Consider the following 23,009-nt stretch of genomic DNA (forward strand, 5'->3'; position numbering starts at 1 on the left):
TAACGACAAGAGAGAAACTCCCATGCTGGACGAACGACAAGAAGAATTCTCTGCCATTCGCGACGGCGTCCGTGGCCTCTGCGCCGGCTTCCCGGCCGAGTACTGGCGCAGGATCGATGAGCAGAAGGGCTTTCCCCAGGACTTCGTCCAGGCGATGACCGAGGCGGGCTGGCTGTCCGCCATGATTCCGGAAGCCTATGGCGGCTCGGGGCTGGGCCTGGCCGAGGCGTCCATCATCCTGGAGGAGGTGAATCGCTGCGGCGGCAATTCCGGCACCATCCATGGGCAGATGTACAACATGTTCACCCTGCTGCGAAACGGCAGCGACGAGCAGAAGAGCGCCTATCTGCCACGGCTGGCCAGCGGCGAGCTGCGCCTCCAGTCCATGGGCGTCACCGAGCCCACCACCGGCACCGATACCACCAAGATCAAGACCACGGCGGTGCGCAGGGGCGATCGCTATGTGATCAATGGGCAGAAGGTGTGGATCTCCCGGGTGCAGCATTCCGATCTGATGATCCTGCTGGCGCGGACCACGCCGCTGGAAGCCGTCCAGCGCAAGTCCGAGGGGATGTCGATCTTTCTGGTGGATCTGCGCGAGGCCATCGGCAAGGGGCTGACCGTTCGGCCCATCCCCAACATGGTCAATCACGAAACCAACGAGCTGTTCTTCGACGAGCTGGAAATTCCCGCCAGCAACCTCATCGGGGAGGAGGGCAAGGGGTTTCGCTACATCCTCGACGGTCTCAATGCCGAACGCACCCTGATCGCCGCGGAATGCATCGGCGATGGCCGGTGGTTCGTCGACAAGGCCCGTCACTATGCCCGCGACCGGGTGGTGTTCGGTCGCCCCATCGGGCAGAACCAGGGCGTGCAGTTTCCCATCGCCGAGGCCCATATCGAAATCGAAGCCGCGGATCTGATGCGCTGGCACGCCTGCGACCTGTACGACCGCGGCGAAAACGCCGGCGCGGCGGCCAACATGGCCAAGTACCTGGCGGCCAAGGCCAGCTGGGAGGCGGCCAACGCCTGTCTGCAGACGCACGGAGGCTTCGGCTTCGCCACCGAGTACGACGTCGAGCGCAAGTTTCGCGAGACGCGCCTGTACCAGGTCGCCCCGATCTCCACCAACCTCATTCTTTCCTACGTGGCCGAGCACCTGCTCGAACTGCCACGCTCCTTCTAGGGCGACCGCCATGACCCATACCGAACGTCTGGCGGCCTTTCTCGGCGAGCTGGCCTATGCGGATCTGCCGGCCAGCGTCGTGACGCGGACCGAAGAGCTGTTTCTCGACTGGCTGGGCTCCGCGCTGGCCAGTGATGGCAGCCATCCCATACCGCTGTTCCATGCCTATGCCCAGAGCATGGGCCCCCCCGAGGGGCGTGCCCGGGTACTGGTCGCGCCCTACGGCACCTCAGCCTACTTCGCCGCGCTGGTCAATGGCGCCGCCTCTCATCTGGTGGAGCAGGATGATCTGCACAACAGCTCGGTGCTGCATCCGGCCACGGTGGTCTTTTCCGCCGCACTGGCCGCGGCCCAGGACCTGGGAAAGAGCGGACAGGAGCTGATCCTCGCGGCGGTTGCCGGCTATGAGGCGGGTATCCGCATCGGAGAATTCCTCGGGCGCTCGCACTATCGGATCTTCCATACCACGGCCACCGTGGGCACCCTGGCCGCGGCGGTGGCGGTGGGCAAGCTGCTGGACTTCGACCGGGAGCAGTTCATCCAGGTGCTCGGCAACGCGGGCACCCAGGCGGCAGGGCTCTGGGAGTTCCTGCGCGACGCGGCGGATTCCAAGCAGCTGCATACCGCCAAGGCGGCGGCGGATGGGCTGCTGGCGGCCTATCTCACAGCGCAGGGGTTGACCGGTGCGCGCAACATCCTGGAGGGCGAGCAGGGCCTGGCCGCCGGTCTCTCCACTGACGCCGACGCCCGCCGGCTGAGCGATCGCCTGGGGCAGCGCTGGGCCTTGCTGGAAACCTCCTTCAAGTTCCATGCGTCCTGCCGCCATACCCACCCTGCGGCCGATGCCCTGTTGGACCTGATGCAGCGCGAACGCCTGGTGCCCGAAGACATCGCCCAGGTGACCGCGCGGGTCCACCAGGGCGCCCTGGACGTGCTCGGTCGCGTCGAGGTGCCACGTACCGTGCACCAGGCGAAGTTTTCCATGGGCACGGTACTGGGGTTGATCGCCGTCCACGGCCAGGCGCAACTGGGTAATTTCGCGACTGCCGCGCTGAACGATCCCGCGGTCGCGGCCTTCCGCGCACGCGTCGGCATGCGGCTGGACCCCGAGGTCGACGCCGCCTATCCCCAGCGTTGGCTGGGCAGGGTCGAGGTGACGACCCGCCAGGGCGCTGTTCTGCAGGGACGGATCGACGAGCCCAAGGGCGATCCCGGCAATACCCTCGACAGGGCTGAACTGGAAGACAAATTCCGCCGGCTGGTCGCCTTCGCCGGCAAGCGCACGCCCGCCGATGCCGAGGCCCTGATCGCCCGGGCCTGGCGGCTGCACGAGTGCGTGGATCTCTACTGCTTCACCTGACCTGGAGTGAACCAAGATGGCTGTCGAAAAACCTCGTCCTCTGGATGGCATCACGGTCGTGAGTCTCGAACATGCGATCGCGGCCCCGTTCTGCTCCCGGCAACTGGCCGACCTGGGCGCCCGCGTCATCAAGATCGAGCGGCCGGGCAGTGGCGATTTCGCCCGCGGCTACGACGAGCGTGTCGCCGGGCTCGCCTCCCACTTCGTCTGGACCAATCGCTCCAAGGAGAGCGTGGCCCTGGATCTCAAACAGGACGCCGCCCTCGCCGTGCTGGATGGGCTGCTCGCCAAGGCGGACGTCCTCTTGCAGAACCTGGCGCCGGGCGCGGCCAGTCGGCTGGGGCTGGATTTCGACGTCCTGCACGCGCGCTTTCCTCGGCTGATCGTCTGCGACGTGTCCGGCTATGGCGGCGGTGGCAGCTATGAACGCAAGAAAGCCTACGACCTGCTGATTCAGAGCGAGGCAGGTTTTCTCTCGGTGACGGGGGGACCTGACGATGACCAGCTGGCCAAGGCTGGCTGCTCCATCGCCGACATCGCGGCCGGCATGTATGCCTACAGTGGCATCCTGTCGGCGCTGCTGTTGCGGGAGCGGACGGGGGAGGGCAGTCGCGTCGAGGTCAGCATGCTGGAGAGCCTGGTGGAGTGGATGGGCTATCCGCTGTATTACGCCTATGCCGGCATGCCGCCGCCCGCGCGCGCCGGCGCCGCCCATTCCACCATCTATCCCTACGGGCCCTTTCCCGCAGGCAATGGCGGCACGGTGATGCTGGGTCTGCAGAACGAGCGGGAGTGGCAGCTCTTCTGCGAGCAGGTGCTGTTGCAACCGGAGCTGGCCACGGATCCGCGATTTTCCGCCAACTTCAAACGCTCGGCGAATCGCGGCGCGCTGCGCGACCTGATCGTCGAGGCGTTCGCCCAGCTCGAGACCGCAGAGGTCATCGCCCGTCTGGAGCGGGCGCAGATCGCCAATGCCCAGGTGAATGACATGGCGGCGGTCTGGGCGCATCCCCAGCTGCGCGAGCGCGATCGCTGGCGTGAGGTGGGCAGCCCGGCCGGTCCCTTGCCCGCCCTGTTGCCGCCGGCGAGCAACAGTGCCTTCGAGCCGCGGATGGATCCGATTCCCGCGCTGGGCGAACACACCGCAGCGGTATTGCAGGAGCTGGGCTACGACCCCGTAGCCCTGGCCGCGGCGCCCCAGCGAGGTGCACCATGATCCCCGGCGCCGACACGCTTCCCGCCGATCCTCGCTCCGCCCTGTTCGTCCCGGCGACGCGCCCGGAGCGAATCGGCAAGGCCCTGGCGAGTGGTGCCGATGTGGTGATCGTGGACTTGGAGGATGCGGTCGCCGAAGCCGCCAAGACAGCTGCACGTGACGCCCTCGAACAGGCACTGCTCGCCGCGCCTGACTTCCGGGTCTGGATCCGCATCAATGCCGCCGCCCACCCGGCGCATGGCGACGACCTGGCGCTGTGCCAACGCCTCGGGCAGGTGCGCGGAATCGTCCTGCCCAAGGCGGAAAGCGCCGCCCAGGTCGACCGCGTCCATGCCGAGACGGGCAAGCCCGTCTGGCCGATCATCGAGAGCGCCCGGGGTCTGGATCGACTCAAGGAGATCGCCGGGGCTGCCGGGGTGGAGCGCCTGGTGCTCGGCGGTCTGGATCTGGGCCTGGATCTCGGCTTGGAAAGCGGTACCGCGGCAGCGGAACGGCTGCTGGACCAGGCACGCTTTCGACTCCTGCTGGAAGGCCGACTGGCTGGACTGCCCGCACCCCTGGACAGCGTCTTTCCGGCCATCGATGACCTGACCGGGCTGGCGGCGGCCACCGCCAGCGCCCGCGACCAGGGTTTCGCCGGGCTGTTGTGCATTCATCCCCGCCAGGTCGCCGTGGTGCATGGCACCCTGGCGCCGACGGCCACGGAAATCGACTGGGCGCAGCGGGTGATCGCAGCGAGTCAGGATGAGCAGGGGGTCTTCGTCGTCGACGGAAAGATGATCGATGCGCCCGTGATAGGGCGCGCGCGCCGTCTGCTCGGACGCCTGGAAAAGGCGGCTCCCGTGTTAGGCGGAGCTGAAGGCCCTGTTGGGCAATGCTGAATTCCGCCCCGCGGAGGGGGCGCGTTTAATAACCCCGACCTGATTACAAAAACAAGATGAGGTGTCGCCATGCCCACGTTTCCGTTCAAGACGCTGTTCTGTGCCGCCGTGTTTTCCTTCGCCGGTTCGCTGTACGCGGCGGATGAAGCGCCCATCACCATCAAGTTCGCCCATGTGGTCGCCGAGCACACGCCCAAGGGGCAGGGCGCCGTGCTGTTCAAGAAGCTGGCGGAAGAGCGCCTGCCCGGCCGGGTGAAGGTGGAGGTGTACCCCAACTCCTCGCTGTTCGGCGACGGCAAGGAGATGGAGGCCCTGCTGCTGGGCGACGTCCAGATGCTCGCCCCCTCGCTGGCCAAATTCGAGCATTACGCCAAGGCGGTGCAGGTCTTCGATCTGCCCTTCCTGTTCGATGACATGGCCGCGGTCGACCGCTTCCAGGCCGGGCCCCAGGGCAAGGCGCTGCTGACCAGCATGGAGGGCAAGGGCATCACCGGTCTGGCCTATTGGCACAACGGCCTCAAGGTCCTCTCGGCCAACAAGCCGCTGCGCGAACCCAGGGATGCCCGCGGTCTGAAGTTCCGGGTCCAGGCCTCCGCCGTCCTCGACGAGCAGTTCAAGGCCTTGCGCGCCGCGCCGCGCAAGATGAGTTTCGCCGAGGTGTACCAGGGCCTGCAGACCGGGGTCGTCAATGGCACGGAAAACACCTGGTCCAACTACTTCAGCCAGAAGATCCATGAGGTCCAGCCCTATTTCACCGAGTCCAACCACGGCCTGATCGACTACATGGTGATCACCAACACCACGTTCTGGCAGGGCTTGCCCGAGGACGTGCGCACCGAGCTCAACAAGGTGATGGACGAGGTCACCCTGGAGGTGAACCGTCAGGCCAAGGCACTCAATGACGAGGCTCGCGGTGCCATCGCCAAAGCCGGCACCAGCGAGATCATCGAACTGACTCCCGCGCAACGCGAGGAGTGGCGCAAGGCCATGCAGCCGGTCTGGAAGAAGTTCGAAGGAGAGATCGGCAGCGAGGTGATCGAGGCAGCCGTCAACGCCAACAAGGCCAGCTGAAGACCCGCGAGCGCGTCCTTCTTTCGCCCCCTGTCAGTGCCTGTTGGAGGTTCGTATGTCTGCCGTGACCCGTCTCTGGTGCCGGCTGGAGGAAGCGCTCGTCGCCTTCCTGCTGGCGGTCATGACCCTGATCACCTTCGTCTACGTGGTGGTCAACAACGTATACGCCGTTTTCTATTATCTGGCCGATCGCAGCGCCTTCCTGGAAGAACCCCTGTTGGCCATGGGGGACGGCCTGCTCTTCGTCTCCCAGGAAATGACCTGGAGCATCGCCCTGACCAAGGCGGTGTTCGGCTGGCTGATCTTTATCGGTCTGGCCTGGGGCGTGCGCATCGGCGCTCACCTGGGGGTCGATCTGTTGGTCAAGACCTTTCCACCCGCCTTGCGCAAGGCGGTGGCCTTGCTGGCGGTCGGCATCTGTATCTTCTATTGCGGACTGATGACCTATTCCAGCCAACAATGGGTGGCGGCGCTAATGAACGCCAACATCGGCGCCGAGGACCTCGACCGCTTCGGTCTGCGTCAGTGGCATATCGTCATGATCGTGCCGATCGGCTTCGCCCTGATGCTCATCCGCTTCGTCGAGGTGTTCCTGCGCATTCTGCGCAACGAGCAGAGCGGCTTCGGGGGCCATAGCGAAGCCGAGGATGCCCTCCGACTCGTCGACGGCCAGCACGGCACGGAGCGCCAGCCATGACCATTACCTTCTTGTTCCTGGCGCTGTTCGCCCTCATGTTCATCGGCATTCCGGTGGCCGTTTCCCTGGGGCTTTCCGGTGCCCTCACCATCCTGCTGTTCAGCAACGACTCGGTGCGCTCGTTGGCCATCAAGTTGTTCGAGACCAGCGAGCACTACACCCTGATGGCGATCCCGTTCTTTCTCCTGGCCGGAGCCTTCATGACCACGGGCGGGGTGGCCCATCGGCTGATCGAGTTCGCCAACGCCTGCGTCGGCCATATCCGGGGCGGCTTGGCCATCGCCGCGATCCTGGCCTGCATGCTGTTCGCCGCCCTCTGCGGATCGTCGCCAGCCACCGTGGCCGCGGTGGGCTCCATCGTCATCGCCGGCATGGTCCGTTCGGGCTACAAGCGCGAATTCGCCGCCGGCATCGTCTGCAATGCCGGCACCCTGGGGATCCTCATCCCGCCCTCCATCGTCATGGTGGTCTATGCGACGGCCACCGAATCCTCGGTGGGCAAGCTGTTCATGGCGGGGGTGGTGCCGGGGTTGCTGCTGGGCCTGGTGCTGATGGTGACCATCTACATCATCGCCCGCATCAAGAACATTCCGGCGCTACCGCGAGCTTCCTTCAAGGAGGTGCTGCGGACCGGACGGCGCGCCATCTGGGGCTTGATGCTGATCGTGATCATCCTTGGCGGCATCTATTCCGGCATGTTCACGCCCACGGAAGCGGCGGCGGTCTCGGCGATCTACGCCGCCATCGTCGCGGTCTTCGTGCACAAGGACATGCAGCTGCGGCAGTGCCATCGGGTGCTGATCGACGCGGCCAAGCTGTCCGTGGTGCTGATGTTCATCATCGCCAACGCCATGCTCTTCGCCCATGTCCTGACCACCGAGCAGATTCCCCAGTCGATCACCCGCTGGGTGGTGGACCAGGGCTTCTCGCCGATGGAATTCCTGATCGTGGTGAACATCGTGCTGCTGATCGCGGGCACCTTCATGGAGCCGTCGGCGATCATCCTGATCCTGGCTCCCATCCTGTTCCCGATCGCCGTGCAGCTCGGGATCGATCCGATCCATCTGGGGATCATCATGGTGGTCAACATGGAGATCGGGCTGATCACGCCGCCGACGGGCCTCAATCTGTTCGTCACCTCAGCGGTGACCGGCATGCCGCTCACCACGACCATCAGAGCCGTTTCCCCCTGGCTGCTGGTGATGCTGGCCTTCCTCATCCTGGTGACCTATGTGCCTTATCTGTCCCTGGCCTTGCCGAACTGGCTGGGCATGACCTGAGGTAGGGGGGTGAACAGGTGAAGAGTCCGGCAACCGGACTCTTCACCTGGTGGTTGAGGCCGCACCACGCATAGCACGATTGGCCGGAACCGTCCTCGTCGCTACCCGGCCCTGCATCGTTCATCACTCAATACCACCCTGTGCGGGGTGAACTTCTACCGTTCGACTCCTTTCGCGCGAACACTTGATGGAGACGATGACCGCCCATTGCTGACTCCGCCCTTGGTCCTGGACAGCTCACCCTGCTAGCGTTCGCGCTCGATAAGCGAAAAAGAGCAGGGGGTAAGATGACCAGCGCGACTCATGACGTCATTGTCCTGGGCCTGGGCGCCATGGGGGCGGCCACGCTCTACCAGCTGGCGAAGCGTGGGGTCCGGGTCGCGGGCATCGATCGCTATGCGCCGCCCCACGACCTGGGCTCCAGCCACGGCGCCACCCGCATCACCCGCCAGGCCGTAGGCGAGGGCGCGGCCTATGTACCGCTGGCGATCCGTTCGCAGCACCTCTGGCGCGAGCTGGAGGCGGAGCGGGGCGTCCGGCTGTTCGAGCAATGCGGGGTGCTGATCATGACCGCCACCGCGACGGCGACCTCCCATCATGGCCGCCCGGACTTCACCCGGGCCACCCTGGAGCTGGCACGCCAGTACGGGATCCCTCATGAAGCCTGGGACGGCGCCGCCATTCGCCAGCGCTTCCCGCAATTTTGCGTGGCAGACGATGCCCTGGGCTATTTCGAACCAGGCGGCGGTTATCTCTATCCGGAAGCCTGTATCCAGGCGCAACTGGACGGGGCGCGCGAGCGGGGCGCCCAGGTCCATACCGATACCGTCATCGAGCGCCTGGAAGCGGACGAGCAGGGCGTATTGCTGCATTCGGCGCAAGGCCACTGGCGGGCGAAGCGGGTCATCGTCGCCGCCGGCATGTGGAGCGCTGAATTGCTGGGCGCACCTTTCGACCGGCTGCTGCGCGTCTGTCGGCAGACGCTGCACTGGTTCGAAGTCGCCAGGCCGGGACTGTTTCCGGCGGATTCACCCAGCTTCATCCTCGCCCATGGCAGTGGCGACAGCGATCTCTTCTACGGCTTTCCCCCCTTGCCAGGCGAAAACGCCGTCAAGGTCGCCACGGAGCAGTACCAGAATAATACCACCCCTTTAGGCATTGATCGGTCGATTTACCCGGAAGAATCAAGCAAGTTGTTCGGTAATCAAGTCGGGAGGTGGGTTGGCGGTCTTGCAGACCGGGCGGTGCGCAGCGCGGTCTGCGCCTACACCGTGACACCCGACTTCGGATTCATCGTCGACGAACATCCGGCGCTGCCGGGCGTGACCGTGGTCAGCGCCTGCTCGGGGCATGGTTTCAAGCATTCGGCGGCGCTGGGCGAGGCGCTCGCCCAGCGGGTGACCACCGGGCGCAGCGACATCGATCTCGACAGCTTCAGCCTCGCGCGATTCGGCTAGCGGCTGCGCACCGTCAGGGTGACCAGCCGCGTCACCACCAGGGCGATGTACATGACGCCGGAGAATTGGCCGAGCATCACCAGCGAGCGCGCCATCGGCTTGATCGGATAGATATCGCTCAAGCCGACGCCGGAGAGGATGGCGAAGCTGACATAGAGCAGCTCGGTCCAGGTCCGCGCAGCCAAGGGGTCGTTGGCCGCGGTGAAGCTGTTGGGCTGCAGGATCTGACAGGCCGAGTAGGCGTGGGCGAAGGCCCATGCCAGCAGGGTGAAGGTCGCACCCACGGCAAAGAGTTCATCGGTGGTCGCGCGCTGGTCTTCCATCATGTAGGCGATGAGACTGCCTGCCGCATAGAAGTAGAAGACCGAGTCAAGAATGGCCAGGGATACCACCAGGTGGGGATTGCCGTGCCATTCCACCAGCACCGTGAGCACCAGGATGCAGCCGGCGAGGATGAACCCCAGCCACTGGATGGTCGGACTGCGTCGCACCATGCGCAGGGCGGTGGCCAGGACGATGATGCCGAAGGCGCCGATGATGGCGCGGCCATGCTCTTCCTGTTCCACCAGCGGGTAGAGCAGCAGGCCGAGGAGCTGGATGAACAGCAGGTTGGCGGAAGGATAACGGACCAGGTAGTGCAGGGGACTCTTCATCGCGACTCGGCGAAAGGCTCAGGGGCGGCCAGCGTAGCGGGTGGCGCAGCGCTTCGCCACGGGAGCCTTGCGCTCCCGTGGCCTGCACCTCAGGCCGCCTTGCGGCGGGTGGAGGGCAGCAGGAGGGTGAGGATCCCGAGCAGCGGCATGTAGGAGCACAGCTGGTAGACGTATTCGATGCCGTGGTGGTCCGCGAGGTTGCCCAGGCCCGCGGCGGCGATGGCACTAACGCCGAACATCAGGCCGAAGAAGATGCCGGCGATCATGCCCACGTTGCCCGGGACCAGTTCCTGGGCGTACACCACGATCGCCGAAAAGGCCGAGGCCAGGATGAAGCCGATGATGACGCTGAGCACGCTGGTCCAGAACAGGTCGACGTAGGGCAGGGCGAGGGTGAAGGGCGCCGCGCCCAGAATCGAGAACCAGATGACCGCCTTGCGGCCGATGCGATCGCCGATGGGGCCGCCGAAGAAGGTGCCGGCCGCGACCGCACCCAGGAAGAGGAAGAGGTGCAGTTGGGAGCTGGCGACCGAGAGGCCGAAGCGCTCGATGAGATAGAAGGTGAAATAGCTGGTGATGCTGGCCATGTAGATGTACTTGGAGAACACCAGCAGCGCCAGCACGATCAGCGCGAAGGTCACCCGACCGCGCGACAGGCCATGGCTGACCGCGGCGGCCTTGCGCCCCTTGGCGCTGCGCAGGTGATTGCGATACCAGCGCGACAGTCCGTACTGCACGCCGATGGCGAACAGCGCGAAGAGCGCGAACCAGGCGACATGCGTCTGGCCATAGGGAATGACGATGGCGGCGGCCAGCAGGGGGCCGATGGCGGTGCCGGCGTTGCCGCCGACCTGGAAGGTGGATTGCGCCAGGCCGAAGCGACCGCCCGACGCCAGGCGCGCTACCCGCGAGGTTTCCGGATGGAAGGTCGAGGAGCCGACGCCGATCAGCGCCGAGGCGGCCAGGATCGCGGGAAAGCTGCCGACAAAGGCGAGCAGCAGTACACCAATCAGGGTACAGACCATGCCGGCGGGCAGCAGATAGGGTTTAGGATGGCGGTCGGTATGGAAGCCGATCCAGGGTTGCAGCAGCGAGGCGGTGATCTGGAAGGCCAGGGTGATCAGACCGATCTGGGTAAACGTCAGACCATAACTATCCTTGAGCATGGGATAGATCGAGGGCAGGACGGACTGGATCAGGTCGTTGATCAGGTGGGCCAGAGCACAGGAGGCCAGAATGCCCGCCACCATCGGCGAGGCGCCGGGCAGGGCGGCGGTGGGGGTTTCGCCAGGAATGGCTGGCGTGGCAGAGGAAACGGCCATGCAGGTATTACCCTTATTATTTATGTCCAGCCGCTCACTGTGGCATCCTGTGGTATCGGAATCCAGTGCCAGTTACCGGATGTTTCCGGCAACCGAACTCACGCCAGGCGGCCTTTCGGCTCGCGTTGGGGCGCTTGCACCTTCCACTCTTTTCACGTTTTGTAATGGCAGATCCCATGACAGCCAAAGATCCACTGCTCCTTGACCAGCAACTGTGCTTTTCCCTGTATTCGGCTTCGCTGGCGATGACGCAACTCTACAAACCCCTGCTGGAGAGCATGGGCCTGACCTTCCCGCAGTACCTGATCATGCTGGTGCTCTGGGAGCATGACGGCCTCACGCTCAAGGAACTGTCCAATCGACTGCGGCAGGATTCCGGTGCCCTGACCCCCGTGGTCAAGCGCCTGGAAGCGGCCGGGCTGGTCACGCGCCGGCGCAGCGCCGAGGACGAGCGCAACCTGTCGATCGAACTGACGCCAGCGGGTCGCTCGCTGCGTGACCAGGCCAACGGCGTCAACAGCCGGGTGCGGCAGGTCTGCGCGCTGGGCGATGCCGGGCTGGACGATCTGCGCGAGACCCTGGTCATGTTGCGCAACCGCCTGGACGAGGAAGGCAACCCGACGTCCTGAACCAACCCGCCCTGATCGGTTCCCATGGCTACAGTCGCCGGGGAATTCGTATGACCTTCAACTATCAGCCCGACCAGGATTACCTGCTTGTGGATCTCACCAGCGGGCGCACGGCCGGCAAGTTGCTCCAGGGCGAGCTGCATATCGCCGAGAGCTGTCAAGGCGAGGACCCGCGGACCTATGCGCGGCTGCTCGGCGAGACGCTCCGCAGTACCCTGGGCGACGAGGTCGGACAGCGCGAGGGCGATATCCTTACCCTGCGCCGCACCGGTATCAAGCTGCGCCTGGTCCCTCTGGAAATCGCCTGCGACTAGGCCGGGGCACGGCCGAACAACGCTCTGAACAGCCAGGCGACCAGGGCCACGTTGATCAGCGCCAGCAGGCAGAGCAGGGCCAGCACCGCCTGGGGGCCGTGATGTTCCAGCACATAGCCGCAGAGCAGGGGCGTGGCCGCCTGGCCGAGTAGCGCCGGGCGCGCCATGCGGCCCAGGACGGTGGCGTATTCCGCCGGATTCCAGAGCGCCAGCGGCAGGGCGCCCCGAATGATCGCCCGCAGGCCATTGCCCGCACCGAAGATCACCAGACCCACGACCGTCACCCAGACCAGGCCAGGCCCCAGGGTCACCAGCAGCAGGCCGGCGGCCGTGCAGACCACCGAGGCCAGGGCCGTCCACAGCGGGTGACCATTGCGGTTGAGCAGGTCGATGATCCGCGAGGCCACCTGGCTCGGCCCCAGGCAGGTGCTCAGCGCCACCGCACTCGCCAGGCTGTAGCCGAGCCCCTGCAGGAGGGTGATCAGTTGAACGGAAATTGCCGTCATCAGCATCGCGCCCAGGGTGAAGAGTGCCGTGAGCACGGTGTACAGCGCCCGGTTGACCGGCACGGCCGATGCCGCCTGGCCGGTCCGGGGTGCCTGAGTGACGAGGACCGGTGCGGGCAGGGCGCGGCGATAGAGCGGCCAGATCGTCAGCAGCAGGACGGCCGCATAGGCCAGGCAGGCACCGCGCCAGCCGAGGTGACTGACCAGGAAGGCGGCTACGGGCCAGGTGATGGCGGTGCAGAAGCCCGATACCAGGGTGATACCGCTGATGGCCGAACGGGCCTGGGTGCCGTAGCAGGTGCCCAGGGTGGCGAACAGCGCATCGTACAGACCCGCGGCCATGCCGATGCCCATCACCACCCAGGCGAGCAGAAACACCGGCAACTGCTGGGCGCTGGCCATCAGCACCAGCCCGGCCGCCACCCCCAGGCCGCTCAGCGACAGCAAGGTGCGGCCCCCCTGGCGGGCGATCAGGCGGCCGCACGCCGGTGCCAGCAGGCCGGACACCAGCACCCCGAGGGAAAGTCCGCCATAGACCCACTGCCGGGACCAGCCGGTTTGCCGGACCACCGGATCGGCGAGCACCGCCAGAATGAAAAAGGAGCCACCCCAGACGAGGATCTGGGCGATGCCGAGCAGCAGGATCTGGAAGGACGAAGCCTTGGCGGTAGGGGTAGTCATGACAGCGGCGGGCAGGTTGGCGGACAGAGGGGCGGACCTTAGCCCCAGTTATCTTTTGCCGCAATCGTCAGATTTATCTGGATGAAGGCATTTTGTAATCAGTCCGACATCTTGCTTGCCTAGGCTCCTGTGCTTGACCGTCTTCATGCAGTGACGCCCCCATGCTTCGTATCCTTGCCCCCTTTCGCCGTCTGTCCCGCCGCTCCTGGTTGCGAACGCTCAAGACCGGCCCGCGGATGCTGTGTTCCTTTACTTTTGCCGCCGTGCTGCTTGCCGGGCTGGGCAGCTTTTCGCTGTGGGAAATGCAGCAGCTGCGCCGACAGGCCCTGAGCATGGAGCAGGACTGGCTGCCCAGTATCGCCATTGCCGATTCCCTGGCGATCAACCTTGGCAAGTTGCGCAACCAGGCCTCGGTGGTGCTGCTCAATGCCGAGGATTCGGGCGCCGTGGCCATGAGCCGCGTCACCCTGGAGCAACTGGTCAACGAGACCGACCAGCTGTTCCGGGATTATGCGCCGGTCGTCACCGACGCGACCGAGGGCGACTCGATCAAGGCGTTGCACGACGCCTACCAGCCCTTCGTGGAAGGACTGCGCGAGGAGGTGCGGCTGATCGAGCAGCAGCAGATCCCGGCCGCGCGGGTACAGCTGGATACCGTGGTCGGCCTCAAGGGCGATCTGATGGACATGCAGGTGCAACTCCTGCGCGAATTGAACAAGCAGGGCGCCGCCCAGGCCAAGGAGGTGGCCAACGCCCAGTTCGTCCAGGCCCGCGCCATCGTCTGGTCGGTCATAGGTGGTGCCATTCTGCTTCTGCTGCTGCTGGCCTGGCGCCTGACCCGCAGCGTGGTGCAGCCGCTACGCCAGGCCCTGGACATCTCCGGCGGCATCGCCGCGGGTGACCTGCGGCAGAACATCCAGCCCGAGGGACGCGACGAGGCGGCCATGCTGCTGCTGGCGCTGGAGCGTATGCAGGGCAATCTGCGCGAGGTGCTGGCCCACACCGGCAATGCCTCCGAGCAGCTGGCCTCGGCCTCGACCCAGGTGAGCGCCGTGATGGATGACAGCTGCCGCAACCTGGAGCAGCAGACGACCGATATCCAGCATGCGGCCAATGCCGTCACCCAGCTCAATCAGGCGGTCCAGGCGGTGTGCGAGCACGCGACCTCCACCTCTGCCGAATCGCAGCGCTGCGTCGATCAGGCCAAGCAGGGACAGGCGCAGGTCAAGCAGACGCTGGCCGCCATCACCCAGCTGGTGGGCAATGTGGACGATGCGGCCAACCAGGCGGACCAGCTGGCCGCGCAGTCCAAGGGCATCAGCAAGATGCTCGACGTCATCCGCAACGTCGCCGAGCAGACCAACCTGCTGGCGCTCAACGCCGCCATCGAGGCGGCCCGTGCCGGGGAAGCCGGGCGTGGCTTTGCCGTGGTGGCCGACGAGGTGCGTGGGCTGGCCAGCCGTACGGGCGACTCCACCCGCGAGATCGAAGGCCTGATCGGCGGCATGCAGCAGGTCAGCGAGAAGACGGTGATCGCCCTGGATCAGAGTCGCCTCCAGGCCAGCCATACCCGCGACCAGGCCCAGGCCACCTGGCAGGTGCTGGAAGGCATCACCCAGGCCATCACCGCCATCGGCCAGCGCAATGACGCCATCGCCGCGGCCACCGAAGAGCAGACGGCTACCACGGCGGCGGTCGATCGCAATCTGACGCTGATCCGCGACGCGGCGAACCAGACCGCCGCCGGCGCCCAGCAGACCAGTGCCAGCAGCCAGCAGCTGTCCGCCCTGGCCGCCGATCTGCACGGTGCCCTGCAGCGCTTCGTGGTCTAGGGCGGCCGGGGGCTCAGGCCGCCAGCATCACCCGGTCGCGGCCTTCCTGTTTGCCCCGGTAGAGCGCCTGGTCGGCGCGCTCCAGGGCGCTGGCGAAGGCTTCGCAATCGCGAATCTCGCAGACCGCCAGGGTGGCCGTGACCCGCGCGGGACCGCGTTCGAGTGATTCGGTGACCTCGGTCAGGCGCTGGCGGATGCGTTCCGCCACGCCCCAGGCCACCTCGGTTCGCGCCTGGGGCAGCAGCACCAGGAATTCCTCGCCACCCCAGCGCGCCGCCAGATCGGAATGGCGCACCTCGCGGCGGATGACGTCGGCGATCCCCTGCAGCACCAGATCGCCGCAGTCGTGGCCGAAGCGGTCGTTGATGTGCTTGAAGTGATCGACGTCGAAGAGGATGAGGCTGCCACTCACGCCACTGTGCTTTTCCGCCTGGTCGAGAATCCGCCGCCGGTTGTAGAGGTTGGTGAGGCTGTCGTGGCTGGCGGAGTGCAACAGGTCCAGCTGCATCTTGGTGCTGTGGTGGAAGGAGGCGCCGGTGCCGTAAAGCAGCAGCCCCAGGGCGCTGATGATGTTGATGGTGCCGAACAGCTTCATCGCCAGGGGCGCGAGGGTGGCGGGTGGGTGCAGCAGATAGCCGCCCGCCAGGGTCACCAGGATGCCGGAGACCAGCAGCAGATGGCGGATCGGCGCGGTGCGGTAGTTGTAGATGACGATCGGCAGGATGCACAGCACGTAGTAGTGGAAGTTGCTGTCCCAGCCGAGTTGCCAGGTGGCGATCCAGGCGTGGGCGACGATCTCGCAACTCATGGTCAGGCTGGCGATGCGATAGCGCCGCTGGCGCAGGGCGGCCAGACAGCCCACGTAGGCGGCGATGCTGAGCACGTTGGCCCAGGCCATCAGGATCTGGTCGAGCAGGATGAAAACGACCAGCAACGCCACATGAATGGCCATGGCCGCCTGAACCACGGGTTTGGCGACCTGCCAGAATTTGCCCAGGGAGTCGTTGAGAGCCTGGTTGCGATCACGATAGGAAAGAGCAGTCATGAAGGGATCACCATAAAGCAGTGCGCCAATGATAAACGCGCTAACAGTAAGCTTAATGGCAAACGGCCAGTCTGGGGGATCCTTTAGCCGAATGGAGGGTAGAAAGGATCAAGCGGAGCGCCGCCGCGACCATCGGCGCTCCTGACGGCTGCACTGCGACGCCAATCGTCAGAGCTTTCCACCCAGCCGCCCGCTGATGGCCTGGGCGGCTGCCCGCAGATGCAGCGCGGCGGCGCTTTCGACCTCGGCCTGGAAGCCTGGCGCGGCACCGACCACGGTCAGGACGCCGGCCAGCCGGCCGCCGGCTCCTAGCAGTGGCGCGGAGAGGGCATTGACCCCCGCCATCAGCAGGCCGTGCACCGGCTGGATATGGGTTTCCCTTAGCTGGCGCGCGGCCTCCGCCAGGGTCGCGGCGCTGGGCGCAGCCGGTTGGCGCAACTCTTCCGCACGCAACGCCGCGGTCTCGGCATCCGGCAGGAAGGTGTTGAACACCAGGCCGGTGGACGAGCCCAGTAGCGGCAGCACCGAACCGACCTGGGTCACCAGGGTGACGGCGCGCACCGCCTGTTCAACCAGCACCACCGTCGGGCCCTTGTTGCCCCAGACCGCCAGAAAGCAGGTCTCGCCGACCTCGTCGCGCAGGTCGGCCAGCACCGGCGCCGCCAGCTTCACCACATCCAGTCGACCCAGGGCGGCCAGGCCGACGAAGAGGGCGGCCTGGCCGAGTCCGTAGTGATTGGTTCGTGGATCCTGCTCGGCGAAACCGCTGGCGATCAGCGCCTGCAGGTAGCGATGCACCTTGCTGGCGGGCATGTCCAGGTGGCTGGCCAGGCGCGACAGGGACGTGGAGGGTGCCAGCTCGGCGAGGGCCTTGAGGATATCGGTGCCGACCTCGGCCGCCTGCACCTTCTGCCGCCGTGGGGGTGCTGCTTCGGGAATGTCTGTCATCGATTCGCTCGCCGTGGAAAGGCAGCGTTATAGCTTGACGCTCCGCCAGGTTCAATTTACTTTTTGCGTAAACCTGTTACGCATAATGGGTGGCCCCGTTGAACCAACAAGAACAAGTAGCACCGCCAGTGAGCTACCAGTCCGGCTTTGGCAATCACTTCAGCTCCGAGGCGCTGCCGGGTGCCCTGCCCATCGGGCAGAACTCGCCGCAACGCGCACCCTTCGGCCTCTATGCCGAGCAACTTTCCGGCACGGCCTTTACCGTGCCGCGCCACGAGGCCCGACGCTCCTGGCTGTATCGGCTCCGGCCGTCGGCCGCCCATGGCCGCTTTCAGCGCCGCACCGTCCAGTTGACCGGCGCGGAACTGGGCGCCCCCACGCCCAATCGCCTGCGCTGGAATCCCTTGCCGATCCCGGCAGTCGCCACCGATTTTCTCGCCGGCCTGGAGCGGATCGTCGCCACCGCCGCAGCCGATCAGGCCGAAGGCGTCAGCCTCTATCGCTATGCCGCCAATGCCAGCATGACCGGCGTCTTCTACGACGCCGACGGGGAATTGCTGATCGTGCCTGAGCAGGGACGCCTGGAGCTGGTGACCGAGTTGGGCCTGCTGCGCCTCGAACCGCTGGAGATCGCGGTGATTCCACGCGGCCTGAAATTCCGCGTCGAGGTAGCGGCGGGCGAACCGATACGGGGTTATGTCTGCGAAAACCACGGGCGATCCCTGCGGCTGCCCGAGCTGGGCCCGATCGGCAGCAACGGTCTGGCCAATCCGCGGGATTTCCAGGCACCCGTGGCCCGCTTCGAGGATCTGGAGAGATCCACTCGCCTGGTGCAGAAATTCCTCGGCGAACTCTGGGAGACCGAGCTGGATCACTCGCCGCTGGACGTGGTCGCCTGGCATGGCAACAACGTGCCCTACAAATACGACCTGCGCCACTTCAATACCCTGGGTACGGTGAGTTTCGATCATCCCGATCCTTCGATCTTCACCGTGCTGACGGCGCCGGGCGCCAGCGAGGGGGTGGCCAATATCGACTTCGTGATCTTTCCGCCACGCTGGATGGTCGCGGAGAACACCTTCAGGCCGCCCTGGTTCCATCGCAACCTGATGAACGAATTCATGGGCCTGATCCAGGGCGCCTACGACGCCAAGGCCGATGGCTTCGCGCCGGGCGGCGCCTCCCTGCACAGCTGCATGAGCGCCCATGGCCCGGACGAGGTGTCCACCCGGAACGCCATAGCCGCCGATCTGCGGCCGCACAGGATCGAGAACACCATGGCCTTCATGTTCGAAACCGGCCGTGTCCTGCGGCCGACCCATCACGCCCTGGCCTCGCCGCTGCTGCAGCCCGACTACGACGCCTGCTGGGCAGGCCTCACCAAGACCTTTGTCGCGCCCGGCGCGGGAGAATCGGCATGACCCACGAATCGCCCAGCTGGGTGGCCTCGGCCAACGGCCATGCGGATTTTTCCCTGCACAACCTGCCGCTGGGCGTGTTCAGTCGCGGCGAGGAGACGCCCCGCGGCGGCGTGGCGGTGGGTGACTTCATCCTCGACCTGGGCTTCGCCCTCGAAGCCGGGCTGTTCCGTGGCGAGGCCCAGCGGGCCGCCGAACGGGCCGCCCGGGAGACGCTCAATGCCTTCTTCGCCGCCGGCCGGCCGGCGCGGGTCGCCTTGCGCCAGGCCGTGCAGGTGCTGCTGCGCGCCGACCATCCGCAACGCGAGCACCTCGAAGAGCTGGGCGAACATCTGCTGGTGCCCCAGAGCGCCTGCCGGATGCACCTGCCCGCGCGGGTCGGCGACTACACCGACTTCTATGTCGGCATCCACCACGCCACCCAGATCGGCCGGCTGTTCCGTCCGGACAATCCGCTGCTGCCCAACTACAAGCACGTGCCCATCGCCTACCACGGCCGCGCCTCGACCCTTGGGGTATCCGGCGAGGCGTTCCGGCGACCCAAGGGCCAGACGCTGCCGCCCGGACAGGACGCCCCGGTCTTCGGCCCCTGTCGGCGGCTGGACTACGAACTGGAGCTGGGCATCTGGATCGGTCCGGGCAACGCCCAGGGCGAGTCCATCGCCATCGGTGACGCCGCCGAGCATATCGCCGGCTTCTGCCTGCTCAACGACTGGTCGGCGCGGGATATCCAGGCCTGGGAATACCAGCCCCTGGGGCCCTTCCTGTCGAAGAGTTTCGCCAGCACCCTGTCGCCGTGGGTCGTCACCGCGGAAGCCCTGGCCCCTTATCGCCAGGCGCAGCCGGCACGACCCGCCGGGGATCCCCAGCCCTTGCCCTATCTATACGACGAGCATGACCAGGCCCAGGGGGCCCTGGACGTCGAGCTGGAAGTGCTGCTGCGCACGCCGCGCATGGCGGAGCAGGGGCACCCCGCCCAGCGGATCGCCCTGAGCAACACCCTGAACATGTACTGGACGGTGGCGCAGATGGTGGCCCATCACACCGTCAATGGCTGCGCCCTGCAGCCCGGCGACTTCTTTGGTTCGGGCACCCTGTCCGGGCCGGACGCCGACAGCTGCGGCAGCCTGCTGGAGCTCACCCAGGGCGGCAAGCAGCCGCTGCAGCTGCCAGGCGGCGAGACCCGTACCTTTCTGGAGGACGGTGATGAGGTCATCCTCCGGGCCCGCTGCCAGCGGCCCGGACTGCCCACGATCGGCTTCGGCGAATGTCGCGGTCGGGTAGTGGCGGCCGACTAGGCGAGCGGGTATAGGCCGGCCCGGGCGGCATTGACAAGCCGTCCGGGCCGGCGCAGATTCCACGTAACGTAATCAGCTTACGCATAATAAGAAGCCGACAGGCAAGCGCGGGGCAGTTTCGATGGACCTCTTCACCTATTACCGTTCCACCTCGTCCTATCGGGTCCGCCTGGCCCTGGCGCTGAAGGGGTTGGACTACCGAGCCGTACCGGTCAATCTGCTGTCCGGCGAGCAGCACCAGCCGGCCTACCGGGCGCTCAATGCCCAGGGGCGGCTGCCCAGCCTGCGCCTCGACAGCGGCGAGGTGCTGATCCAGTCGCCCGCCATCCTCGAATACCTGGAAGAGCGCTATCCGGCCGTGCCCTTGCTGCCGACCGATCCGCTGCTGCGCGCCCGCCATCGGGGTGTCGCCGCCCTGATCGCCTGCGATGTCCATCCGCTGCACAACGTCTCGGTGCTCAACCGCCTGCGCGGCTTGGGCCTGGAAGAGCCGGCCGTGCTCGACTGGATCTCGCACTGGATCGGCGAGGGCCTGGCGGCAGTGGAGGCGCAGATCGGCTCCAGTGGCTTCTGTTTCGGTGAGGTGGGGCTGGCGGATGTCTATCTGCTGCCCCAACTCTATGCGGCGCGGCGTTTCCAGGTGGACCTGGCGTCCTGTCCACGCGTCCAGCGGGTGGAGGCCCTGGCCGGCGCGCATCCGGCCTTCCAGCAGGCACACCCCGAGGCGCAGTCCGATGCCCCGGTGCGGGTGGCTTCATGAAGCTGCTCGGCTGTCAGCTCATCCTGGGTGATTTCCTGGCGCGCAGCGTGCGTGGCATTTCCTGCGCGCCGCCCTTGACGGATTGCTAGCCCGCGTTATCGGCAACGTCCGTCACGTCACCCGTCAAGGAGCCAATCATGGCCGATCTGTTTGAAAATCCCATGGGCCTCATGGGTTTCGAGTTCATCGAATTCGCCTCGCCCACGCCCAACGTCATCGAACCCGTGCTGGAAAGCCTCGGCTTCACTCACGTCGCCAACCACCGTTCCAAGGACGTGGTGCTGTTTCGCCAGGGCGACATCAACGCCATCGTCAATCGCGAAAGGACCGGCCACGCCGCCTATTTCGCCGCCGAACACGGCCCCTCGGTCTGCGGCATGGCCTTTCGCTGCCGCGACTCCCACCGCGCCTATGCCAAGGCGCTGGAGCTGGGCGCCCAGGCGGTGGACATGCCCACCGGGCCGATGGAATTGCGCCTGCCAGCGATCAAGGGTATCGGCGGCGCGCCGCTGTACCTCATCGATCGCTACGAGGAGGGTAGCTCCATCTACGACATCGACTTCGTGTTCCTGGAGGGAGTCGAGCGCAAGCCGGTGGGGGCCGGCCTCAAGGTCATCGACCACCTGACCCACAACGTCTATCGCGGGCGCATGGCCTACTGGGCCGACTTCTACGAGCGACTGTTCAATTTCCGCGAGTTGCGCTACTTCGACATCAAGGGCGAGTACACCGGGCTGACATCCAAGGCCATGACCGCACCGGACGGCCTGGTGCGTATCCCGCTCAATGAGGAATCCTCCAAGGGGGCCGGGCAGATCGAGGAATTCCTCATGCAGTTCAACGGCGAGGGCATCCAGCACGTGGCCTTTCTCACCGATGACCTGGTGGCCACCTGGGATCGGCTCAAGGCCTCTGGTACCCGCTTCATGACCGCGCCGCCGGAGACCTACTACGAGATGCTCGAAGGCCGGGTGCCCAACCATGGCGAACCGGTGGAAGAGCTGAAAGCCCGCGGCATCCTGCTCGACGGTACCTCCGAAGGTGGGGAGCGTCGCCTGCTGCTGCAGATCTTCTCTCAGACCCTGCTGGGGCCGGTATTCTTCGAATTCATCCAGCGCAAGGGCGATACCGGCTTTGGCGAGGGCAACTTCAAGGCCCTGTTCGAATCCATCGAGCGCGACCAGGTGCGCCGTGGCGTGCTGAGCACCTCGGAGTAGCCCCTCCCGTAGCTCCACCGGCTTGCCCAGCGGTGGAGGCGCCTCTAAGGTGACGGCGCGCCATGCCGGCGTCCTTCAACCTCCGAGGTGGCCATGGAGCTGAGCCAGACCCTGGCGCAGGAAATCGTCGAACGCGCCATGCGCATCCTGCCCGGCAACGTCAATGTCATGGATGCGTCCGGGCTGATCATCGGCTCGGGCGATCCGGCGCGGCTGTTCAGCCACCATGCCGGGGCGCGGCAGGTCATCGCCGAAGGCCGCGCGGTGGCATTGGATGCCAGCGCTGCCTTGGAATTGGCGGGGGCCCAGGCCGGTATCAATCTGCCGCTGTATCACCAGGGCGAACTGGTCGGCGTGCTTGGCGTGTCCGGGGAGGACGCCGAGCAGTTGCGCCTACCTGCCGAACTCCTGCGCCTGACCGCGGAAATGCTGATCGAGCAGGCGGCAGGGCAGCCGCCCGCGACCGCGCGCATGACCACGCCGCTGCTGCGGCAGCTGCTCGCGCCCGGCGCCGCACCCGAACTGGGGCGCCATGCCACGCTGCTCGGGCTGAAGCCGGTCCTGCCGCGGGACGTGCTGCTGCTGGAGTTCGCCGTGCCGGCGCCGGGTTTTGGCGACTGGGCGCAGCAGCGCAGCGTCCATAGCTGGTGCCTGCCCCATGAAGAGCGGCAATGGCTGTGGTATCGACCCGGCGCGCAAGCGCCCGAGGCGCTGCTGGAGGAACTGGCGGGGCAGGGCTGGTCGTTGCAGCGCAGCGCCTGGATCCCCGAGCCGCGACCCTGGACGGGGCTGGCCGAGACGACCCGGCGGGCGCTGGACCTGCTGGCAGTAACCCGGCGCCTGCGGCCTGAGCTCATCCGGGTGACGCTGGACGATCTGGCCCTGCCGACCTGGCTGCAGGGCCAGGCCGAGTGCGCGCGCGGCGCCTGGCTGCTGGAACCGCTGGCAAGACTGCGCCGCGCCGATCGCGACGGCCAGCTGCTGGCGACGCTGCGCAGCTGGTTCGCCCAGGACGCCAGCCCCCAGGCCTGCGCCGAGGCGCTGGGGCTGCATCGCAATGGGCTGCGGCATCGACTGGAGCGGATCCAGGCGCTGACCGGACGGGATCCACGCCGTTTCGCCGACGCCGCCGAACTGTATTGCGCCTTGCTGCTATGGGATCAGGGCTGGGCGAATTCACAGTCCTGACCTGTCGAGACTGGGCGTCTGTCCTGTTGCTGCCGTGCCCGATCCAGGAA

General features: G+C 66.2%; 21 protein-coding genes. 16 read left to right on the forward strand and 5 right to left on the reverse strand.

Annotated elements, in window-relative coordinates; genetic code table 11:
- Positions 1–25: 25 nt before the first annotated feature.
- The 8 genes from OXS31_RS09895 (at position 26) to solA (ending at position 9,148) form a co-directional block, all read left to right on the forward strand.
- Positions 26–1,186, forward strand: a complete 1,161-nt coding sequence (locus OXS31_RS09895; RefSeq protein WP_027602396.1) for an acyl-CoA dehydrogenase family protein — start codon at positions 26–28, stop codon at positions 1,184–1,186.
- Between the two features lie 10 nt (positions 1,187–1,196).
- On the forward strand, positions 1,197–2,546 hold the full coding sequence (locus OXS31_RS09900) for an MmgE/PrpD family protein (protein ID WP_267398817.1): 1,350 nt from the start codon (positions 1,197–1,199) through the stop codon (positions 2,544–2,546).
- A 16-nt stretch (positions 2,547–2,562) separates the two neighbouring features.
- The gene (locus OXS31_RS09905; RefSeq protein WP_267398819.1) at positions 2,563–3,762 is read left to right on the forward strand and encodes a CaiB/BaiF CoA-transferase family protein; all 1,200 of its coding nucleotides are present in this window, start codon (positions 2,563–2,565) and stop codon (positions 3,760–3,762) included.
- The gene (locus OXS31_RS09910; protein WP_042134308.1) at positions 3,759–4,643 is read left to right on the forward strand and encodes a CoA ester lyase; all 885 of its coding nucleotides are present in this window, start codon (positions 3,759–3,761) and stop codon (positions 4,641–4,643) included. The genes OXS31_RS09905 and OXS31_RS09910 overlap by 4 nt, the downstream gene beginning before the upstream one ends.
- 69 nt (positions 4,644–4,712) lie before the next feature.
- On the forward strand, positions 4,713–5,714 hold the full coding sequence (locus OXS31_RS09915; protein ID WP_027599252.1) for a TRAP transporter substrate-binding protein: 1,002 nt from the start codon (positions 4,713–4,715) through the stop codon (positions 5,712–5,714).
- 55 nt (positions 5,715–5,769) lie between these two features.
- Positions 5,770–6,411 (forward strand): TRAP transporter small permease, encoded by a 642-nt coding sequence (locus OXS31_RS09920; protein WP_027599253.1) that lies wholly within the window; start codon positions 5,770–5,772, stop codon positions 6,409–6,411.
- On the forward strand, positions 6,408–7,691 hold the full coding sequence (gene dctM, locus OXS31_RS09925; protein ID WP_027599254.1) for a C4-dicarboxylate TRAP transporter large permease protein DctM: 1,284 nt from the start codon (positions 6,408–6,410) through the stop codon (positions 7,689–7,691). The genes OXS31_RS09920 and dctM overlap by 4 nt, the downstream gene beginning before the upstream one ends.
- 287 nt (positions 7,692–7,978) lie before the next feature.
- Positions 7,979–9,148, forward strand: a complete 1,170-nt coding sequence (gene solA / locus OXS31_RS09930) for an N-methyl-L-tryptophan oxidase (protein ID WP_267398821.1) — start codon at positions 7,979–7,981, stop codon at positions 9,146–9,148.
- Here the strand turns inward: solA and OXS31_RS09935 are convergent.
- Positions 9,145–9,801 carry an ion channel gene (locus OXS31_RS09935; RefSeq protein ID WP_027602391.1) on the reverse strand — a complete coding sequence of 219 codons (657 nt, stop codon included), beginning with the start codon at positions 9,799–9,801 and terminating at the stop codon, positions 9,145–9,147. The genes solA and OXS31_RS09935 overlap by 4 nt on opposite strands.
- A gap of 89 nt (positions 9,802–9,890) precedes the next feature.
- Positions 9,891–11,051, reverse strand: coding sequence for an MFS transporter (locus OXS31_RS09940; RefSeq protein ID WP_139346989.1), 1,161 nt, complete (start codon positions 11,049–11,051; stop codon positions 9,891–9,893).
- Positions 11,052–11,299: 248 nt separating this feature from the next.
- Here OXS31_RS09940 and OXS31_RS09945 point away from each other — a divergent pair, with 248 nt between their 5' ends.
- Together OXS31_RS09945 and OXS31_RS09950 are read left to right on the forward strand one after the other, a co-directional pair.
- The gene (locus OXS31_RS09945) at positions 11,300–11,752 is read left to right on the forward strand and encodes a MarR family transcriptional regulator (RefSeq protein WP_007161805.1); all 453 of its coding nucleotides are present in this window, start codon (positions 11,300–11,302) and stop codon (positions 11,750–11,752) included.
- A 50-nt stretch (positions 11,753–11,802) separates the two neighbouring features.
- The gene (locus OXS31_RS09950; protein WP_027599258.1) at positions 11,803–12,066 is read left to right on the forward strand and encodes a hypothetical protein; all 264 of its coding nucleotides are present in this window, start codon (positions 11,803–11,805) and stop codon (positions 12,064–12,066) included.
- Here the strand turns inward: OXS31_RS09950 and OXS31_RS09955 are convergent.
- Positions 12,063–13,253: an MFS transporter gene (locus tag OXS31_RS09955; RefSeq protein ID WP_267398823.1), complete on the reverse strand. Its 1,191-nt coding sequence runs from the start codon at positions 13,251–13,253 to the stop codon at positions 12,063–12,065. The two genes, OXS31_RS09950 and OXS31_RS09955, sit on opposite strands and share 4 nt — an antisense overlap.
- Before the next feature lie 161 nt (positions 13,254–13,414).
- Between OXS31_RS09955 and OXS31_RS09960 the strand changes: the two genes are divergently transcribed.
- Positions 13,415–15,085 carry a methyl-accepting chemotaxis protein gene (locus tag OXS31_RS09960; protein WP_267398824.1) on the forward strand — a complete coding sequence of 557 codons (1,671 nt, stop codon included), beginning with the start codon at positions 13,415–13,417 and terminating at the stop codon, positions 15,083–15,085.
- A 13-nt stretch (positions 15,086–15,098) separates the two neighbouring features.
- On the opposite strand, the gene OXS31_RS09965 is transcribed toward OXS31_RS09960, so the two are convergent.
- Both OXS31_RS09965 and OXS31_RS09970 read right to left on the reverse strand, forming a co-directional pair.
- Positions 15,099–16,130 carry a GGDEF domain-containing protein gene (locus OXS31_RS09965; protein ID WP_042134297.1) on the reverse strand — a complete coding sequence of 344 codons (1,032 nt, stop codon included), beginning with the start codon at positions 16,128–16,130 and terminating at the stop codon, positions 15,099–15,101.
- A gap of 168 nt (positions 16,131–16,298) precedes the next feature.
- Positions 16,299–17,078 (reverse strand): IclR family transcriptional regulator, encoded by a 780-nt coding sequence (locus OXS31_RS09970; protein ID WP_074583634.1) that lies wholly within the window; start codon positions 17,076–17,078, stop codon positions 16,299–16,301.
- A gap of 128 nt (positions 17,079–17,206) precedes the next feature.
- Here OXS31_RS09970 and hmgA point away from each other — a divergent pair, with 128 nt between their 5' ends.
- The 5 genes from hmgA (at position 17,207) to OXS31_RS09995 (ending at position 22,959) form a co-directional block, all read left to right on the forward strand.
- Positions 17,207–18,499 (forward strand): homogentisate 1,2-dioxygenase, encoded by a 1,293-nt coding sequence (gene hmgA, locus OXS31_RS09975; RefSeq protein ID WP_267398826.1) that lies wholly within the window; start codon positions 17,207–17,209, stop codon positions 18,497–18,499.
- Entirely contained in the window at positions 18,496–19,794 is a 1,299-nt protein-coding gene (fahA, locus tag OXS31_RS09980) for a fumarylacetoacetase (protein ID WP_267398827.1), read from the forward strand. The genes hmgA and fahA overlap by 4 nt, the downstream gene beginning before the upstream one ends.
- A gap of 121 nt (positions 19,795–19,915) precedes the next feature.
- A complete protein-coding gene (maiA, locus tag OXS31_RS09985) occupies positions 19,916–20,554 on the forward strand; it encodes a maleylacetoacetate isomerase (protein ID WP_267398828.1) in 639 nt (212 codons plus the stop codon).
- Positions 20,555–20,691: 137 nt separating this feature from the next.
- Positions 20,692–21,771 (forward strand): 4-hydroxyphenylpyruvate dioxygenase, encoded by a 1,080-nt coding sequence (hppD, locus tag OXS31_RS09990; RefSeq protein WP_267398829.1) that lies wholly within the window; start codon positions 20,692–20,694, stop codon positions 21,769–21,771.
- A 93-nt stretch (positions 21,772–21,864) separates the two neighbouring features.
- Positions 21,865–22,959: a sugar diacid recognition domain-containing protein gene (locus OXS31_RS09995; protein ID WP_267398830.1), complete on the forward strand. Its 1,095-nt coding sequence runs from the start codon at positions 21,865–21,867 to the stop codon at positions 22,957–22,959.
- Positions 22,960–23,009: the final 50 nt, after the last annotated feature.

The sequence above is a fragment of the Pseudomonas sp. GM_Psu_1 genome, from assembly GCF_026544185.1.
Lineage (GTDB): Bacteria > Pseudomonadota > Gammaproteobacteria > Pseudomonadales > Pseudomonadaceae > Chryseomonas > Chryseomonas oryzihabitans.